This window comes from Planococcus shenhongbingii, assembly GCF_030413635.1.
In the GTDB taxonomy this organism is placed as follows: Bacteria; Bacillota; Bacilli; order Bacillales_A; family Planococcaceae; genus Planococcus; species Planococcus shenhongbingii.
In genome coordinates this window covers 2,095,799-2,111,635 of record NZ_CP129235.1, presented here as the reverse complement: position 1 = coordinate 2,111,635, position 15,837 = coordinate 2,095,799, and the positions used below count along the sequence as shown (strand labels likewise).

At 42.5% G+C, this 15,837-nt stretch carries 15 protein-coding genes; 12 read left to right on the top strand and 3 right to left on the bottom strand.

The genetic code is table 11. The features are described from left to right. Positions 1-36: 36 nt before the first annotated feature. The 3 genes from QWY16_RS10420 (at position 37) to QWY16_RS10410 (ending at position 3,144) form a co-directional block, all read left to right on the top strand. Positions 37-714, top strand: coding sequence for a response regulator transcription factor (locus QWY16_RS10420; RefSeq protein WP_300989169.1), 678 nt, complete (start codon positions 37-39; stop codon positions 712-714). Then, positions 701-2,116 (top strand): sensor histidine kinase, encoded by a 1,416-nt coding sequence (locus QWY16_RS10415; protein ID WP_300989168.1) that lies wholly within the window; start codon positions 701-703, stop codon positions 2,114-2,116. Before QWY16_RS10420 ends, QWY16_RS10415 begins: the two co-directional genes overlap by 14 nt. 404 nt (positions 2,117-2,520) lie before the next feature. Continuing rightward, a complete protein-coding gene (locus tag QWY16_RS10410; protein ID WP_300989167.1) occupies positions 2,521-3,144 on the top strand; it encodes a flavodoxin family protein in 624 nt (207 codons plus the stop codon). A gap of 170 nt (positions 3,145-3,314) precedes the next feature. Here QWY16_RS10410 and QWY16_RS10405 read toward each other — a convergent pair whose 3' ends face one another. Next, positions 3,315-4,178, bottom strand: a complete 864-nt coding sequence (locus tag QWY16_RS10405; protein WP_300989166.1) for a metallophosphoesterase family protein — start codon at positions 4,176-4,178, stop codon at positions 3,315-3,317. A 259-nt stretch (positions 4,179-4,437) separates the two neighbouring features. On the opposite strand from QWY16_RS10405, the gene QWY16_RS10400 reads away from it, so the two are divergent. The 5 genes from QWY16_RS10400 to QWY16_RS10380 all read left to right on the top strand — a co-directional run bounded on the left by QWY16_RS10400 (position 4,438) and on the right by QWY16_RS10380 (position 10,366). After that, positions 4,438-5,454: a M28 family metallopeptidase gene (locus QWY16_RS10400; RefSeq protein ID WP_300989165.1), complete on the top strand. Its 1,017-nt coding sequence runs from the start codon at positions 4,438-4,440 to the stop codon at positions 5,452-5,454. 847 nt (positions 5,455-6,301) lie between these two features. Continuing rightward, positions 6,302-6,778 carry a cupin domain-containing protein gene (locus QWY16_RS10395; protein ID WP_300989164.1) on the top strand — a complete coding sequence of 159 codons (477 nt, stop codon included), beginning with the start codon at positions 6,302-6,304 and terminating at the stop codon, positions 6,776-6,778. Positions 6,779-6,881: 103 nt separating this feature from the next. Then, positions 6,882-7,355 (top strand): cupin domain-containing protein, encoded by a 474-nt coding sequence (locus QWY16_RS10390; protein WP_300989163.1) that lies wholly within the window; start codon positions 6,882-6,884, stop codon positions 7,353-7,355. A gap of 216 nt (positions 7,356-7,571) precedes the next feature. After that, entirely contained in the window at positions 7,572-8,048 is a 477-nt protein-coding gene (locus QWY16_RS10385) for a cupin domain-containing protein (protein ID WP_300989162.1), read from the top strand. A 257-nt stretch (positions 8,049-8,305) separates the two neighbouring features. Continuing rightward, complete coding sequence (locus tag QWY16_RS10380; protein WP_300989161.1) at positions 8,306-10,366, top strand: GAF domain-containing sensor histidine kinase; 2,061 nt, start codon at positions 8,306-8,308, stop codon at positions 10,364-10,366. A 203-nt stretch (positions 10,367-10,569) separates the two neighbouring features. Here QWY16_RS10380 and QWY16_RS10375 read toward each other — a convergent pair whose 3' ends face one another. Then, positions 10,570-11,115, bottom strand: a complete 546-nt coding sequence (locus QWY16_RS10375) for an ECF transporter S component (RefSeq protein ID WP_300989160.1) — start codon at positions 11,113-11,115, stop codon at positions 10,570-10,572. A 233-nt stretch (positions 11,116-11,348) separates the two neighbouring features. Further along, positions 11,349-11,786, bottom strand: a complete 438-nt coding sequence (locus QWY16_RS10370) for a ribosomal maturation YjgA family protein (protein ID WP_300989159.1) — start codon at positions 11,784-11,786, stop codon at positions 11,349-11,351. Positions 11,787-12,061: 275 nt separating this feature from the next. Between QWY16_RS10370 and QWY16_RS10365 the strand changes: the two genes are divergently transcribed. The 4 genes from QWY16_RS10365 to QWY16_RS10350 all read left to right on the top strand — a co-directional run bounded on the left by QWY16_RS10365 (position 12,062) and on the right by QWY16_RS10350 (position 15,640). Continuing rightward, complete coding sequence (locus QWY16_RS10365; RefSeq protein WP_300989158.1) at positions 12,062-13,060, top strand: macro domain-containing protein; 999 nt, start codon at positions 12,062-12,064, stop codon at positions 13,058-13,060. A gap of 105 nt (positions 13,061-13,165) precedes the next feature. Further along, positions 13,166-13,819 (top strand): vWA domain-containing protein, encoded by a 654-nt coding sequence (locus tag QWY16_RS10360; RefSeq protein WP_300989157.1) that lies wholly within the window; start codon positions 13,166-13,168, stop codon positions 13,817-13,819. A 117-nt stretch (positions 13,820-13,936) separates the two neighbouring features. Beyond that, a complete protein-coding gene (locus QWY16_RS10355) occupies positions 13,937-14,494 on the top strand; it encodes an alpha/beta hydrolase (RefSeq protein WP_300989156.1) in 558 nt (185 codons plus the stop codon). A gap of 165 nt (positions 14,495-14,659) precedes the next feature. Continuing rightward, complete coding sequence (locus QWY16_RS10350; RefSeq protein ID WP_300989155.1) at positions 14,660-15,640, top strand: aldo/keto reductase; 981 nt, start codon at positions 14,660-14,662, stop codon at positions 15,638-15,640. Positions 15,641-15,837 lie beyond the last annotated feature (197 nt).

The following is a 15,837-nucleotide window of genomic DNA, read 5'->3' as shown; positions in this document are numbered from 1 at the left end:
TTAGAAATAATAACGCCGTTGGGAAGGGTGTTTGCTGTGAAGATTTTATTGGCGGAAGATGATGAAATGCTCGGTGAATTAATCGTTCATTTATTGAAGAAAAAAGGAGCCAAAACGGTCGACTGGGTGACCGAAGGGGAAGATGCTTATGACTATGCCGCTGCATCGTTTTACGATGTTATCTTACTCGACTGGATGATGCCGAATGGAGATGGCATCTTTATCTGCAAAAAACTTAGGCAGAGCGGATATGGCGGAGCGATATTAATGCTCACTGCCAAAGACGCATTGATGGATCGTGTAGAAGGCCTTGATGCCGGAGCGGATGATTATTTGGCAAAGCCTTTTGAAATCGAAGAACTATGGGCACGGCTGCGGGCTTTGGCCAGGCGCACATACTCTCCGCTGCAGGAGGAAGTCGTAGAAGTGAACGGATTAAATATAAATCGTACTGCACATTCTGTCAGCCGCGGGAATCATCAAATCAATCTGACGCCCAGGGAGTTTCAGCTTTTGGACATGCTGGTCCAAAACAGGGGAACTGTACTGACAAGGGAATTGATTTTTGACCGCATTTGGGGATTCGATACGGATGTGTCGATGAAAACCATCGATGCGACGGTTAAATTGCTGCGCAAGAAAATCGACGGTGAGGAAAGCGGCAGTTTGATCGAAACGATTAGGGGAGTAGGTTATAAAGTTGAAAAAACCTAAACTGCTTAGAAAGAGCGAAAAGGATGTCTTTGCCCAGACACGGAACCGCCTGACGCTTTTTTACAGCACCATTCTCACTTTATTCCTCGCTGCTTTTGTGGCATTGGCGCTGTTCGTATTTTACATCGTCGTTACCAATGATCAGGACCAGACGCTTCGCATTCTGTCTGACCGGGAAGTCAATATGGCGGAACGTGCGCTTGATGGCAGCGGTGGAGCGTGGAGAGAGCAGGAGCGCCGTGCGCTAACCGGAAATCAGGTCTTTTATTACATTACTGATGTTAACGGAGAGTTGATCATCAATAATGATGACCATGAAGAGTTGCGAGAATTATACTTAGATGTTATTGATGGATGGATGACAGACAATATTGAAGTCAAACGAGTGGAAATCGGCATTCCGGAAAACGATCCATTCCTGGAGGACTTTTCTGAAATGGATTTGGAAGTGATGGTGCTTGCACGGCCGGTCATTCATAATGGAGAACGGATCGCCATGATGTACATGGCAATCGATAATACATTTTACAGCAGCATGATCAAGTGGGTTGTTCTGATTTTTGTGTCCATTGCACTCGTGTTTGCTGTTGTTGGTGTTGCATTGAGCCGTTGGATGTCTAAACGGGCGCTCGAACCGGCTAAAGAAGCGTATAATTTGCAGAAAGAGTTTGTATCGAACGCCTCGCACGAATTGAGGACTCCTCTCAGCGTTATTTTATCAGCAGTGGAAGCACTTGGAATGGAGGTGGATAAATCCAATCCGTTTAAAGAGAAAATGCTGGGCACTTTAAAGCATGAGGTCAAACGGATGTCGGGTTTGATCACAGAGTTGCTGGCACTAGCCAGGTCTGATTCCGAACAAGCTGCAACACAGTTAAAAAAAGAGCGTTTCGATATACGCCCGGCAGCAGAGCAAATGATTGAATCATTCAGCGAATACGTATCTCAAAAAGAAATCTGCTTAAAACTGGTTGCACCGGAGCAGCTGGAAGTGGCCGGGGATCGCGATAAGCTTATCCAGCTGATGTATATATTGACGGATAACGCTATTAAATACACTCCGGCTGGAGGCCGCGTGGAAATTGCTCTTGAACAGCATAATAACAAAAAGCAATGTGAATTCGTCCTGTCTGTGTCAGACTCAGGAATCGGAATCTCTCCGGAAGACCAGAAACGGATTTTTGACCGCTTTTTCCGGGCCGATAAAATGCGTTCCCGCAAAGAAGGCGGTTATGGGCTTGGCTTATCTATCGCGAAGTCCATAACGACGGCACATAATGGAGAAATCACAGTTGAAAGCAATACTGGAGAAGGTTCTGTTTTTAGAGCAAGGATTCCTTTCATAGCGGAAGCTTCAAAAACCATGCATCCTTCAGGAAAAGCTTTGAACCAGATCTTATAGAATTTCCTGATTTTGAAGAAGAGTCACTGAATCATTATTTCGATTGCATTCTGGACATTTCATCTTGAGCCGGGAAGTGAAGATGAAGCGAAGCTGGTTTATTGGCTGTTCTGCGGTATGCTGGGCATAGAGTTGCTTTTGACTTGAAAAGAAAAATGCCGCTGTTGGAGTCGAGGACTCCAGCAGCGGCATTTTGTGTTTGAATACTTGTTATGTAAGATTAACTTGCTGAAGTAGCGTATTCAACCTTTACCAATGCGTATTTCAATTTTAACTGTAATTATTTCAGATCAGATGAAAAAATGAACTATTGCAGAGCAGTTTAATTAACAGTGGACAGGGAAGAAGTAATCATGTAGGGATTCTCTGAATAAGTGACTTACTTAAAGAAAGGAAATGAAAATATGCAGCAATTGAAGGCATTATTTTTAAACTGTTCATTAAAAAGCTCGGATGAAGTTTCCAACACTGAAGGGTTAATTAAAGATGTACAAGTACATTATAAACAGTTAGGCGTGGAATCCGAAATAGTTCGGTTGGCAGACTACCACATTGCTTTTGGCGTGCAGGAAGATATGGGCAGTGAAGATCAGTGGCCATCGATTTTGGAAAAAGTGAAAGCTGCTGATATTTTAATCATCGGAACACCGCTTTGGCTTGGTGAAAAGAGTTCACTTGCTACGCTCGCTATTGAACGGCTGTACGGCAGCAGCAGTGTCACTAATGATAAAGGACAGGCTGTTTTTTATAATAAAGTTGGAGGAGCGTTGGTGACCGGCAATGAAGACGGCGCTAAACACGCATCAGCTTCCTTGTTATATGGCCTGTCGCACATTGGTTATTTGATTCCGCCGAATGTCGATGCTTATTGGGTGGGAGAAGCAGGGCCAGGAGCTTCTTATATTGAAGCAGGAAGGGATAATGATTTTACAAAAGCAGCAGTAGAACGGTTAGCCTACAACACTTATCATTTAGCTGGATTGCTTAAAAACAACCCTATTCCAGCTGAAGGAAATACATTAGAGTAACGGCGAAGCAAGGTATCCGGCATTTTATTAATAGGAGCAGAGTCGAAATCTTTCCAAATAATCTACAAAGTCTCCGGAAATGTCTGTATTATTGATCCAGCGACAAGAACCGCGTGCCCTGTTTTACTAGAGCACGCGGTTCTTTTTTATATAAATTTCAGGTTAAAGAACTACAATTTAACTTTTTCTTGAGGAGGGACTTCAGCGGGAACCGGCACTGGGATCATATACTTGAAATAAGCCGCTTTTTCGACTGTTTCTTGTTTTAATGTAAAATGCTTTATAGCATTTCCTATTGCTTCTGCATGCTTCCGAAGTTTAGCGTCATCGATTGTCACTGAGTCTATGGAGATGAAAGAATCGGTAACTTCAATAATCCGGACTGCTTGGTCATCAAGTGCTGCTGACAATTGAAGAAAAGTCCATTGCTCTCGGGCGGCGAGGGAATTGCAGTGATTATGGCCGTTCACGTAAAGCCCGGCACCTTGTTTTTTGCTCAGAATGTCCCATATTGGAATATCGGGATGGATGCAGCGCTTTTCTTTTTCTGAGTTTTTGGTAGTGGAGAAGACGGGATGGTGGGCGAACAGGATGAGCGGCAATTCCTCTGATTCCTTGACAATGGAATCCAGCCAATATTGTTGTACACCGTCCATCGTTCCGCCCCAGTCTTCATAATCTTGTTCTCGGGCTGTATCAAGGAAAGCTAGGACGGCCGAATCGGTAGACACTGTATGGAAATGCTTCTGCTCAGTTGTGGAAAGGACCGCTTCACGTGTCATGGCGTAAAGATCATGATTTCCTAAAACATGTTTGAAAGGTTTGTTGTGCTTTCGAATAATTGCATAAACTTCCTCTAATTCATCTATTCGTCCAAAATTCGTCAAATCACCAATGGATACATATAAATCTGCCGGGATTGAGAAAAAACGTTCCAAAAACGTTTCGTAAAAGCTTTGCCGGTCCTCTTCAATATAAGCACAACCATCTTTCAATGTCGGATAATGCAAGTCACCAATCACAGCAATTTTCATTTTCTTCTTCATCCCCTTCTGTTTTCTGATAATTCAAGTATCTCATTGAATTGTTTAGCAGTATTAAAGGAATTGTAAAGATTTGTTAAGTTGATCAGAAAAATTTTGGACGTTGCTGAAATTCAACTAAAGGTTCACTTAAGAAATATAGACTTTAACAATGGCTGAAGGGGTATGGTAATTAGAAAAAGACTGGAATGATAATAATGCCAAAGCTTATTGCTCCATAAGCGAAGAACTTTGCAGGGAGGGATACATTATGGAAGACAAATACCTTAACTTGATCAAAGACCTGTCAGATCCGGCACTCGGCGGCCGGGAGCCAGGCTCATCCGGCCATAAAAAAGCAAGAGAAATGATAGTCCGACATTTTGAAGAGCTAAAGCTAGAGCCTTTAATGGAACAAGGATGGGGACAGCGGTTTCCGGTCACGAAAGTAATTACGGGAGAAAACCTGTTAGCTAGTAAAAAAGGAAATACCCAGGACTGGATTCTGCTAGGGGCGCATTATGATCATTTTAAAAATATTCCAGGTGCTGATGATAACGCGGCTTCAATCGGGATTGTTTTCGATGTGATCGCTTCGCTTGCTCAAATTTCCCATAACTTAACAGTAGTGCTCGGCATTTTCGATTTGGAGGAACCTCCGTACTTTTTATCCGAAAAGATGGGAAGCGTCTATTTTTACAAACATTTGCCTAAAACACTGGCCTTCGATCATTTTAAAGGAGCTATTGTTCTGGACTTATGCGGACATGATATCGCGATAAAAGGACGGGAGCATGCGCTTTTTGCGATTGGAGCAGATTCGAGCCCGCTGTTGTCTGCCAGTATCGCAGAAGCAGCAGAAAAGAATGCAAACTTATCGGTTTATCAAATCCTCCGCAGGCCGCGACTGCATCTCTCTGACCATTATATTTTTGATATGCACAATCAGCCGCACATCTTTCTGTCATGCGGCCACTGGCCGTATTACCACACGCCTCAAGACACTTTCGAGCGATTGAATTTAATAAAAGTGGCCCATGTTGCTGATTTTCTGAAAGAAGCGCTTCTTCGGATTGAGGAAAACTTAGGAAAAGAAACGGCTTTATTGAAGAAGTTCACTAGAGAAGATGAACTGGCAGAAGTGGGACGGTTAGTCGGAATGGAAATGCCGCCGGTCCGCTCAATCGATCCCATCCTTGGTGTTTTGATGCACACCATTTCAAGGAAGAAAAAAAGCTCGCTCCGGAAAGTGCAATTGATGGTGAAGGTATTGTTAAAGGGATTGTGAAGCGACAACCAATGTGATTAAGATAGATTTAATTAAAATGATAAGCCTTATTCATTTCGCTCCAGGACGGACGCTTTCCGTGGGGTGCGGCCCTAAGCCTCCTCGCTCGCTGGCGAAAACCATGTGCTCCTGCATCGCTGCTCTAGCTTCGAGACATGAAATGGCGCTGCTCCTGCGCAAGCTCGTCGCAAAGACTTGACCACGCAGTCTTTGGCCAATCTGTGGGGCAGCGCAAGCGACGAGACAGCCGAGACCCCGCAAGGAGCGAAGCGGCTGAGGAGGCTTGGGCGCGAGCCCGCTGCAAGCGTAGCTGGTTGGCGTAATATCGGTTAAAGGATGATCACTAATACAATTTTTAACTTTCTCAATATGCCTTCCAATAAAATGTGAACAGTCTCTCTAAATTTTTTTAATCGATGCAAATCTTTTTAAAACAACCTTAAACACATCAAAAGGTTTGATGGCATGAAGTATATTAGAATTGAAAATTTTATTATAATATTTGCACAGATGAATGAAAAAATAAAAAAATATATTTAATTCTGAAAATATAGAATTTTAAGTTAAATAGGTGTATAATATAGCTGGATAAAAATACTTATAGATTACATAGAAGATGGAAGAATCGCCTTATTGCGACGGAAAAGATTGAAAGTACAAATTAGTTGACGAAATTTTATAACCTATAGGCATAAATTCAAGTGAAAAGAGGGCTGGTAAAACTTAAAATCAGCAAGTATATCTTTAACTATGCCTAATCTGCCAATCAGGAAAATAGATTAACAACATTTTCAGAACTACTTACCTGCCACTTCGTTTTTGTTATTAAAATTAGGAGGTAAGGAAAATGGAACAGCAATTGAATAATGCTTTTTCGTTTGCGCACGGGGAAGGAAAAGCGTATTGGTTTCTTGGCACGTTAATAGAAATGAAAGCAACTGGCGAAGACACAAATGGCGTTTTTAGTTTATTTGAAGAACTGCATCCACCAGGCTATGAGACGCCGCTGCATCTACACCGCAATGAAGATGAAATATTTTATGTAGTGGAAGGCGAAGCGACATTCACCGTTGGGGAAAAAACGATTGTGGGAAAACCAGGCACTTTTCTTTACGCGCCGCGAAATATCCAGCACAAGGTTAAGATAGAAGGATCTGTGCCTGCGAAAATTCTCATTATGTTAACGCCTGCCGGAGGAGAACAATTTTTTGTAGAAGCGAGTGTGCCGGCTGACAATTTCAAGTTGCCGCCAGAGACTATTGTGCCCGATATGGATCAGCTGATGGCAGCTGCCCAGAAGTTTGATATTGAAATTCTGGGATGACAGATGAACGAATCAATATCATTTTCTAAATTCCATTAATGAAGACGTGTAGAAGTTGCCGATTGCCCAATTTAGCGCCATAAATATTGGGAGGTAACGAAAAATGGAACAACAATTGAATAATGCTTTCTCATTTGCACATGGGAAAGGTAGAGCCTATTGGTTTAATGGCACGCTAATGGAAATAAAAGCAACAAGCGAAGACACCAATGGCGTTTTCAGTTTGATTGAAGGCCTGCTGCCACCAGGTTATGAGACGCCGCTGCATAAGAAACAGAATGAAGAGGACATTTGCTATGTTTTGGAAGGTGAAGTAACCTTCACTTTCGGGGAAAAAACGATTATGGGAAAACCGGGAACTTTTGTTTATGTACCGCGCAACCTGGAACATAAATTCAAGGTTGAAGGATCTTCACCTGCAAAAGTGCTCTTCATGTTTACACCTGCTGGAGTCGAACAATTCTTTATTGAATCCGGTGTGGCAGCTGATGAATTCAAGTTGCCAACGGATATCGATACTGATATGGAGAAATTTGCGGCGACAGCACAGAAATACGGTGTAGAAATTCTGGGATGACATACGGTAATAAGGTCGACTTCTACACAAAATCATTATAAAGTGGCGGAGATTATGGGAGTTGTACTAGAGCGCTAAATTTTATTTTATCCCTTATGCGGCTTTGCATTCTTGCTGAGCCGCACCTTTTTGAATCCAGGGAGTTTCTTTTAATATCCAAGGGAAAGAACTGACAAATACGTAATTTATCCACTTTACAATTTGGAGGCAAGAAAAATGGATCATCCACTAAATAAAGCATTTGCGCTAGCGCAAGCTGAAGGAAAAATATTCTGGTTCCTAGGCACTTTATTGGAAGTGAAAATAACAGGTGAAGAAACGAATGGGGTATTCAGTTTGCTCGAAGAAATAGATCCGCCAAACTTTTCCACTCCATTGCACATTCATCATAATGAAGACGAATTCTTCTACATTTTAGAAGGCAAAGCCACTTTTAAGATAGGTGATAAAACAATTGCAGCGAAATCAGGAACTTTTCTTTTTGCACCTCGGGATATTGCCCATATGTACACAATCGAAGGACCTGCGCCGGCTAGAATATTAAGTATATTAATGCCTGCAGGATTAGAGAATTTTTTCATTGAAACCAGTATTCCAGCCACAGAATATAAGCTCCCTCCGGCTGATGTAGATGCAGATATGGATAAGCTGTTTGCAGCTGCAGCTAAGTACGGAGTAGAGATATTAGATTGATCATGAAGATGGATTGAATCCTTCATTTAAATGAAGGGTTTTTCTTATCCTTTCTCAAAAGTACAGTTTTCATTAGTGAAGCAAAGTATTTCCAATGTCGAAGTATATAGGGAATTGTAAGTTTTCTCTGTTCGTTTGGAAGAAAGACATGTAAAATAAAAGGTAAAAGATTACAGGAATGAAAATAGTATGGAAAAGAAAAAATACCTGGGGTTCGAGAATTGATTTTCTAACTCCTCTGATTGGAGAACAAGTGGATGCTAAAGGAACAGACTCGATATTCCAGGCTTGCCAATATAACGAAAGTCATCAATACCAAGCTTGAGCTCCGTGAAGTGCTTCAGCATGTAACCACGGCGATTTCTGAAGAAATTGTCCAATGCAATTCCGTAGGCATTTTTCTGCCTCACGAAGACGGAAGTTTCCGGGCGTTTGTCGGAAAACCAGAATTTATCAACGGCAATTCGTTCGATTCACAAGTGCTTGACCTCGAAATGGATTTGCTGGCAAATGAAGTTATTGAAACTCAGAAGACGATTTATATACCGGATACTTCAAAAGACCACCGCCCGGATCCAAGATCGGTGGAAGCCTTCGAGATAAAATCGCTGTTGGGCTTGCCTATTTCATTTGAACAAGAGTTGTTTGGACTGGTTTTTTTGTTCGATCACGGAGCACCGATGAATTTGACGGAATCTGAAATTCAAAGTGTGGAAGCATATGTCAATATGGCAGCGGTTGCGATTCAGAATGCGAAAAACTTAGCCCAGAAAGAGAACTTGATCGCCGAAAATCAGATGCTGCTAAACATTTCCCGGGAGCTGTCGATGTGCTCTTCCATTCAGGAAAGCATCGATAAATGTTTTTTCTATTTGTCCAAAGTTCTTGGCAGCGATAACATGGTTGCTCATCTATTGGATCCACTTAATAAAAAGAACATTTCTTTAACCAAGTGCAGTGAAGGCTGCACTTGGGAGGAAGCGGACTGCATGGGAGACCCCCGCAATATGCAAATGGATCAAGGCTACGATAGCCTGATTCAAAAAGTAATCCAATCCAGAAAAGCGATGACGGTTCCGTGCTTGGCTTCAAAAAACCTGCTCATCATACCGCTGGTTTCAATGAAAGAAGTGCTGGGAGTTATTACAGTCTTGAATCGGGATGGAGAAAATAGCAACTACGACACCAGCCAAATTCAATTGGCACAGTCGATTGTCGACACTACGGCACCTACTTTTTCTAATCTGCTTTATATGGACCAGCTGGAAAATATGGTAGAAGAACGGACAAGCGCGCTTGCTGCTGCAAACGAAAAAGTGACCAGTGTCATCGAAAGCATAACGGATGGTTTTTTTGCTTTAAATAAAGAATGGGAAATCATCTATATCAATAAGCATCAGTATTTGCCTGACAATAAGAAACCAAAAGAGGTATTAGGGAAAAATATTTGGGATGTCATTCCTCCACATACAGCTGAAATTATGTATGACGAATTTCACCGGGCGATGTTCGAACGCATTCCGGTGCAATTTGAAATTCCATCTCTAAATGAAGATTCTTGGTACGAAGTGGTTGCCTACCCGTTTGACGATGGGATTTGCTGTTTATTCAAGGATATAGCGGAAAAAAGAAAATATGAGAATGAATTAAAAAGATTGTCCAAATTGGATTTGATTGGCCAAATGGCGGCAGGAATCAGCCATGAAATCCGAAATCCCATGACGACGGTCCGTGGATTTTTGCAGTTGCTAAAACAAGAAGAAGACCTTAACAGGCATTTCAGTTATTTTGATTTAATGATAGATGAACTGGACCGTGCTAATTCAATCATCACGGAATTTCTTTCGATGGGAAATACAAGATCATCAGATTTGAAAATGATGGATTTGAATTCGTTGATCAGCGACATTGCGCCTTTGATTAAAATAGATACTTTTAACCAAAACAAACTGATCGAGTTCAATACCCAGGAAATTCCTGAAATGCTGATAAACCGCAATGAAATCCGGCAATTGATCATTAACTTATGCCGCAATGGACTGGAAGCGATGAATGAAGGGAACGTTTTGACGATTAGTACCTACCAAAATGAGGCTGGATGTGTCGTTCTGGCTATTCAAGATGAAGGCGAAGGGATTCTGCCGGAAGTTCTGGAAAAAGTAGGGACCCCTTTCTATACTACGAAAGATAATGGCACCGGTCTTGGACTCGGCATCAGCTATGCCATTGCGGCACGCCACAATGCCACTATTGATATTGAGACAGGACCGGGAGGCACGACGTTCTATACGACATTTTGCAATCGTGGAGAAAAGTAATTCTTTTGAAGAAACCTAAAAATACAAATTTTTATTACAAAAGGGGACGTCTGACATTTACAGACGTTCTCTTTTTGAAAGCTTTTGAGATAGGTGTGAGCGGAAAATTTTTGCTTAATAAGCGACTCCCGGCTGGATACGAGCAACTCATCTAAAACTGCAAAAAGCGGCACAAGCTAGTTTGCTTGTGCCGCTTAATGCGATTATTTAAAGAAAGGAACTTTTTTCAGTGCAATCACTGCTGGAATAGCGACAAGGAGCCCTACGACGTTCTGGACAATATTGCCGGGAATCGAAGCAGCCGGAACGATGAAGCTGTTGAAAATGATGGCTTCACCAATATAATAGATGCCGAGCATGAAAGGAATAGAAACAATAGCACCAATGATGTTGAACGTCTTGCTATTGCCATTGCGGCCATTTGACCAGGCAATTTTTCCGACAAGATAGCCTTGCAAACCGCGGGCCAGAATTGAAATCGGTGCCCACAAAGTCCAGCCGGAGATCAAGTCGAACAAGCCCATTCCAACCGCTCCTGCAATCGCCCCTTTTTTAGGGCCGAACAACATCGAAATGATAAAGAGCATCGCAGTGCCCAAATGCACCAGTCCGCCATTCGCTGTAATCGGCAATTTGATGTTCAGTAAAAGAGTCGCAACAAAGACAAGTGCAATTGACATAGCGGTAAGAATTAAATCAAAAGTCCGAGCGCGTGAGTATGTTGATGAGGCAGTGGTTGTTTTTTGCATAATCTTAACCTTCCTTATTGTCAGTTTTTATAATAAGGATAACTTTAGCAAAGGATTGGCCTAGTTGAAAGTATCAATATGACGAAATTCTTAGGGGTCAGTTTGCAGTTGAAAATATTAAGATGAACAATAGGCATGGCTAATTTCAAATAAGTCCAGAACTTTCTATAAGCATTGATTGTACAAATGCTAAAAGGAGCCGAAGATTTCCTTTGTTTCCTGTACTTTTTGCATTATTCACTAATGCGGCTTTTTAAATAAGAAAACAAAAATGTTATTGCCGTTTTATCCACGAATGCAGCGATGAATATTCCAATGGTATAGCGAATAAGATCAACAAATAAGAAGCCGTGCCCAAGAATCAGCGCTCCGAATAATGTCCCACGCAGCTCATTAACCCACTCCGCCTGAAACAGCTGGCTCAATTCAATACCGTAACAGAATATAATGGCGCAGCACAACGCGGAGAAGATTTTCTTGTCCACCAGGAGCAGTCGGCAGCCGAAATAAACCATCATCGCCCACAAGGCATCACCGGCATGGAAGGTAATAAATGATGGAAGCAAATTATCGAAAGTTCTTGATGCTAAGCCGAAAAATATACAGATGACCACTGCGCAAAGATAAAATATTCTAAGGCAGTAAGTACGATGGATAATTGGTAAAGACATTGACATCCCTCTTTAATTTTTATTTAATCTAAGCATTTCAAAACGATTATCTTCAATTGCTTTAAGTTCCGAAGTTAATCTAAACGGCTTTACCTGGAAAAAGATCCATGCGGATTGTACCGGAATATCTGCGGTTGAATGGCAAAAAGGCTATGCTGTTATAATATGAAGTATAAAGAGCACTTATTGGAACAGCTGCTCTTTTAAAAGAGCAGGATAAGAAAATTCAATCTGCTAAGGAGAAATTCCAAACATCGTATAAGGGGATGAAGCAAATGCCATTGGAAATTGTCCGAAATGACATCACTAACATGCAAGTCAATGCCATAGTAAATGCAGCAAATAACGCGCTTCAAATGGGCGGCGGTGTATGCGGGGCAATTTTCCGTGCAGCCGGTGCCAAGGATTTGCAGGCGGCCTGCGATCTAATAGGACATTGTCCAACAGGGGAAGCCGTACAGACAGAAGCTTTTAACCTGCAGGCCAAGTACATTATCCATGCTGTCGGGCCGGTTTGGAGTGGCGGCGACCAAGGAGAAGAGCGTTTGCTTCGAAGCTGCTACAAGAATTCGCTGGAACTCGCCGCAACTCTTGGCTGTGAATCGATTGCCTTTCCGCTCATTTCTTCCGGTATCTACGGGTATCCGAAAGAACAAGCGCTGCAAGTAGCGATATCTGAAATCCATGATTTTTTAATGCAGCATGAAATGCTCGTGTATATTGTGGTTTTTGACAAGCAATCGTTCGGCATCAGCGAAAAGTTGTACAAGTCAGTCAAACAGTATGTCGATGAAAACTATATCGACAAGCATGAACTGCGCTATCCGCGCAACCGGCGCATTTTTGAACAGGAAATCATGTCAGAACCGGTTTACGGACAATCTCTGCAACAGGAGACTGATCAGAGAATACTAGAAGATATTGTCGGACAAATCCACGAATCTTTTTCTGCCAGATTGCTGCGGTTCATTGATGAGAAAAACATGACCGACGCCAAAACGTATAAAAAAGCGAACATCGACCGCAAGCTGTTTTCTAAAATCCGCAATTCCTTGAATTATACACCGATGAAAAAAACGGTCATCGCTTTCGCCATTGCATTGGAGCTTGATTTGGATGAAACGGCAGAATTGCTTGAGGCGGCAGGCTATACATTGTCCAAAAGCAGCAAATTTGATGTCATCGTTGAATATTTCATCGAGCGGGGCAATTACAATATTTATGAAATCAACGAAGCGCTGTTTGCGTTCGACCAGCAGCTGCTGGGTGCCTAAAGTGTCGCTTTTCAAGCGACCTTTTTGTTTGCCCAAAAGCTTATTCTTAAGTTGTAAATGATAACCGGAGAGCACTCCGGATTACAATTTGAGGAGGAAAATAAAATGGCATTAAAAGACAGTACGGAATTGGTATTTATTCTCGACAAAAGCGGTTCGATGGGCGGACTGGAAAGTGATACGATCGGCGGGTTTAATGCGCTGCTGGCTAAACAGAAAAAAGAGCCAGGAGATGTGAAAGTTACAACAGTGCTGTTCAATCATGATTACGAGCTGCTCCATGACCGCCTGCCGATAACAGGCATTTCGCCAATGACCGAGGAGGAGTACGAAGTCGGCGGTACCACGGCGCTGCTTGATGCAATCGGGTCAACGATCAATAAAATTGGCAATGTGCAAAAGCGCACCAGTGAAGACCAGCGTGCTGACAAAGTGATGTTCGTTATTACGACTGACGGCATGGAAAACGCCAGCTGCGAATACAATTACAAAAAAATCAAGTCGATGATCAGCCATCAGAAAGAACTGTATAATTGGGAATTCCTTTTTATGGGGGCCAATATTAATGCAGTAAAGACAGCGGGGGATTTCGGCATTGCTGAAGACTTCGCGGTCAATTACCACGCCGATGAAGCGGGCACCCAGTTGAATTACAAAGTGATGAGTGAAACGATCAGTTCTTTCCGCCGCGGCAAGCAAGTTGACCGCACTTGGAAAAAAGACATTGAAGTGGATTTTGATAAACGATCTCAGGAATGACAAAGACTGGACCCTTGTATTAGAAGGGTCTATTCTTTTTTTATGCCTGATTGTGAACATGCCACTTGGACATTGACGGGATCCATACATACAATAGAAGAAAACTGAAAAGAGGCGATGGAAGTGAAAAAGCAAGTTTTGTTCATTCATAGTGCTGGGCCTCAGGGATTTAACCAAGGCAGCAGCGGGCTTATTCGATTTTTGGAGAAAGAGCTGGATGGAGATTTTGAGCTGCTTTATCCTGAAATGCCTGATCCTGAAAATCCTGTCTACACCGATTGGAAAGATCAATTGGCGGTTGAATTCACTAAGCTAAGAGGAGGTGCGATATTGGCCGGCCATTCGCTCGGCGGTTCAGCTTTGCTTAAATTTCTGTCGGAAGAGCCTGTAAAAGGACCATTTCCAGCGCTCTTCCTTGTTGCTTCTCCCGTCTGGGGTTTGGAAAAAGACTGGAAAAAAGAAGACTTTACATTGACTGATGATTTTGCAACGAAACTTCCAGAGATTTCGCGGATCGTCCTTTTTCATAGTACCGGCGACAATATTGTACCTTACACGCATCTTGAAAAATATACGGAACTTCTTCCTTCGGCTGCTGTTAAAAGCCTTCTTGGCGATAGCCACCTTTTTGAAAAGGGATTAAAAGAACTGTCAGAGGAAATGAAAAGTTTATAGAAGCTTGAAAAAGGTAAACAAAGCATAATCGTTCTGTAACCCAATGAAAGAAATTTGTTTTCACCAATAACTGTGTCTTTTTGCTTTACCGATGATGATTATCCTTTGGCGACCATTGATCCATGGAGGTTAAACAAAATCGAAAAAGAAAAGAGTGTGATTACGATGAAAACAAGAAAACTGGGACAGCAAGAACTTGAAGTTTCCGCTATCGGGCTGGGCTGCATGGGAATGTCGGATTTCTACAGCGGACGAAATGACAACGAATCGATCAAAACGATTCACCGAGCGATAGACCGCGGCATTACATTTCTGGATACCGCTGATATGTACGGCGTGGGTGCTAACGAGGAATTGGTTGGCCGGGCAATCAGGGGGCATCGCAATGAAGTCGTCATAGCTACTAAATTCGGGAATGTCAGAGGAGAGGACGGCTCTTTTAAAGGCATTAACGGCCATCCTGATTATGTTGAAAAAGCCTGTGATGCGAGTTTGATCCGTCTTGGCTTGGATACCATCGATTTGTATTACCAGCACCGTGTTGACCCGGACGTGCCAATTGAGGAGACGATCGGTGCTATGAGTCATTTGGTCAAAGAAGGGAAAGTCCGTTTTCTTGGCATGTCTGAGGCTGCGCCGCAAACTCTCCGGAAAGCATCAGCAGTTCACCCGATTGCGGCACTTCAGACGGAGTATTCTCTTTGGAGCAGAGAAGTGGAAGACGAAATTCTCCCGGTATGCCGGGAACTTGGCATTGGATTTGTGCCTTATAGTCCGCTTGGAAGAGGGTTTTTGACAGGGCAGATCCGAAAGTTTGAAGATTTGGCTGAAGACGATTATCGCCGCCGTTCGCCTCGGTTCCAAGGTGAAAACTTCCAAAAGAACTTGGACTTGGTGAAAAAAGTGGAGGAAATGGCAAAGGACAAAGGCTGTCGTCCAGCTCAACTCGCGCTTGCCTGGCTGCTGGCACAGGGTGAAGACATTGTTCCGATTCCTGGCACCAAACGGGTGAAATACCTGGAAGAAAATATTGGCGCATTAGAAGTGGAATTGTCGTCCGCGGACTTAGAGCGCATCAATGAAATAGCCCCGCAGGGAATTGCGGCCGGGGACCGATATGCGGATATGAGAAGCGTTAATCGATAATAAATTGAACTAACAACACTATATAAACATGCGTCGCTGAAGCGGCGCTTTTTTATATGTATATTTAAAGAGACTAAGAATAGAAGCCGGACAAAAGATTCTTATGTAAATGGTATATTTTACTAACCAATAAGGTATTTTTATTCGAAATGATAGAAAAAACAATATAATAGTAAGAAAATTTAGTTAAATAAGTT

What these genes read in the sequence shown, in the direction of transcription:
- QWY16_RS10360 (WP_300989157.1), top strand. Translation starts at nt 13,166, where the DNA reads ATGGCATTAAAAGACAGTACGGAATTGGTATTTATTCTCGACAAAAGC.
- QWY16_RS10410 (WP_300989167.1), top strand. Translation starts at nt 2,521, where the DNA reads ATGCAGCAATTGAAGGCATTATTTTTAAACTGTTCATTAAAAAGCTCG.
- QWY16_RS10385 (WP_300989162.1), top strand. Translation starts at nt 7,572, where the DNA reads ATGGATCATCCACTAAATAAAGCATTTGCGCTAGCGCAAGCTGAAGGA.
- QWY16_RS10370 (WP_300989159.1), bottom strand. Translation starts at nt 11,786, where the DNA reads ATGTCTTTACCAATTATCCATCGTACTTACTGCCTTAGAATATTTTAT.
- QWY16_RS10350 (WP_300989155.1), top strand. Translation starts at nt 14,660, where the DNA reads ATGAAAACAAGAAAACTGGGACAGCAAGAACTTGAAGTTTCCGCTATC.
- QWY16_RS10395 (WP_300989164.1), top strand. Translation starts at nt 6,302, where the DNA reads ATGGAACAGCAATTGAATAATGCTTTTTCGTTTGCGCACGGGGAAGGA.
- QWY16_RS10390 (WP_300989163.1), top strand. Translation starts at nt 6,882, where the DNA reads ATGGAACAACAATTGAATAATGCTTTCTCATTTGCACATGGGAAAGGT.
- QWY16_RS10365 (WP_300989158.1), top strand. Translation starts at nt 12,062, where the DNA reads ATGCCATTGGAAATTGTCCGAAATGACATCACTAACATGCAAGTCAAT.
- QWY16_RS10405 (WP_300989166.1), bottom strand. Translation starts at nt 4,178, where the DNA reads ATGAAAATTGCTGTGATTGGTGACTTGCATTATCCGACATTGAAAGAT.
- QWY16_RS10400 (WP_300989165.1), top strand. Translation starts at nt 4,438, where the DNA reads ATGGAAGACAAATACCTTAACTTGATCAAAGACCTGTCAGATCCGGCA.
- QWY16_RS10355 (WP_300989156.1), top strand. Translation starts at nt 13,937, where the DNA reads ATGGAAGTGAAAAAGCAAGTTTTGTTCATTCATAGTGCTGGGCCTCAG.
- QWY16_RS10375 (WP_300989160.1), bottom strand. Translation starts at nt 11,115, where the DNA reads ATGCAAAAAACAACCACTGCCTCATCAACATACTCACGCGCTCGGACT.
- QWY16_RS10380 (WP_300989161.1), top strand. Translation starts at nt 8,306, where the DNA reads ATGCTAAAGGAACAGACTCGATATTCCAGGCTTGCCAATATAACGAAA.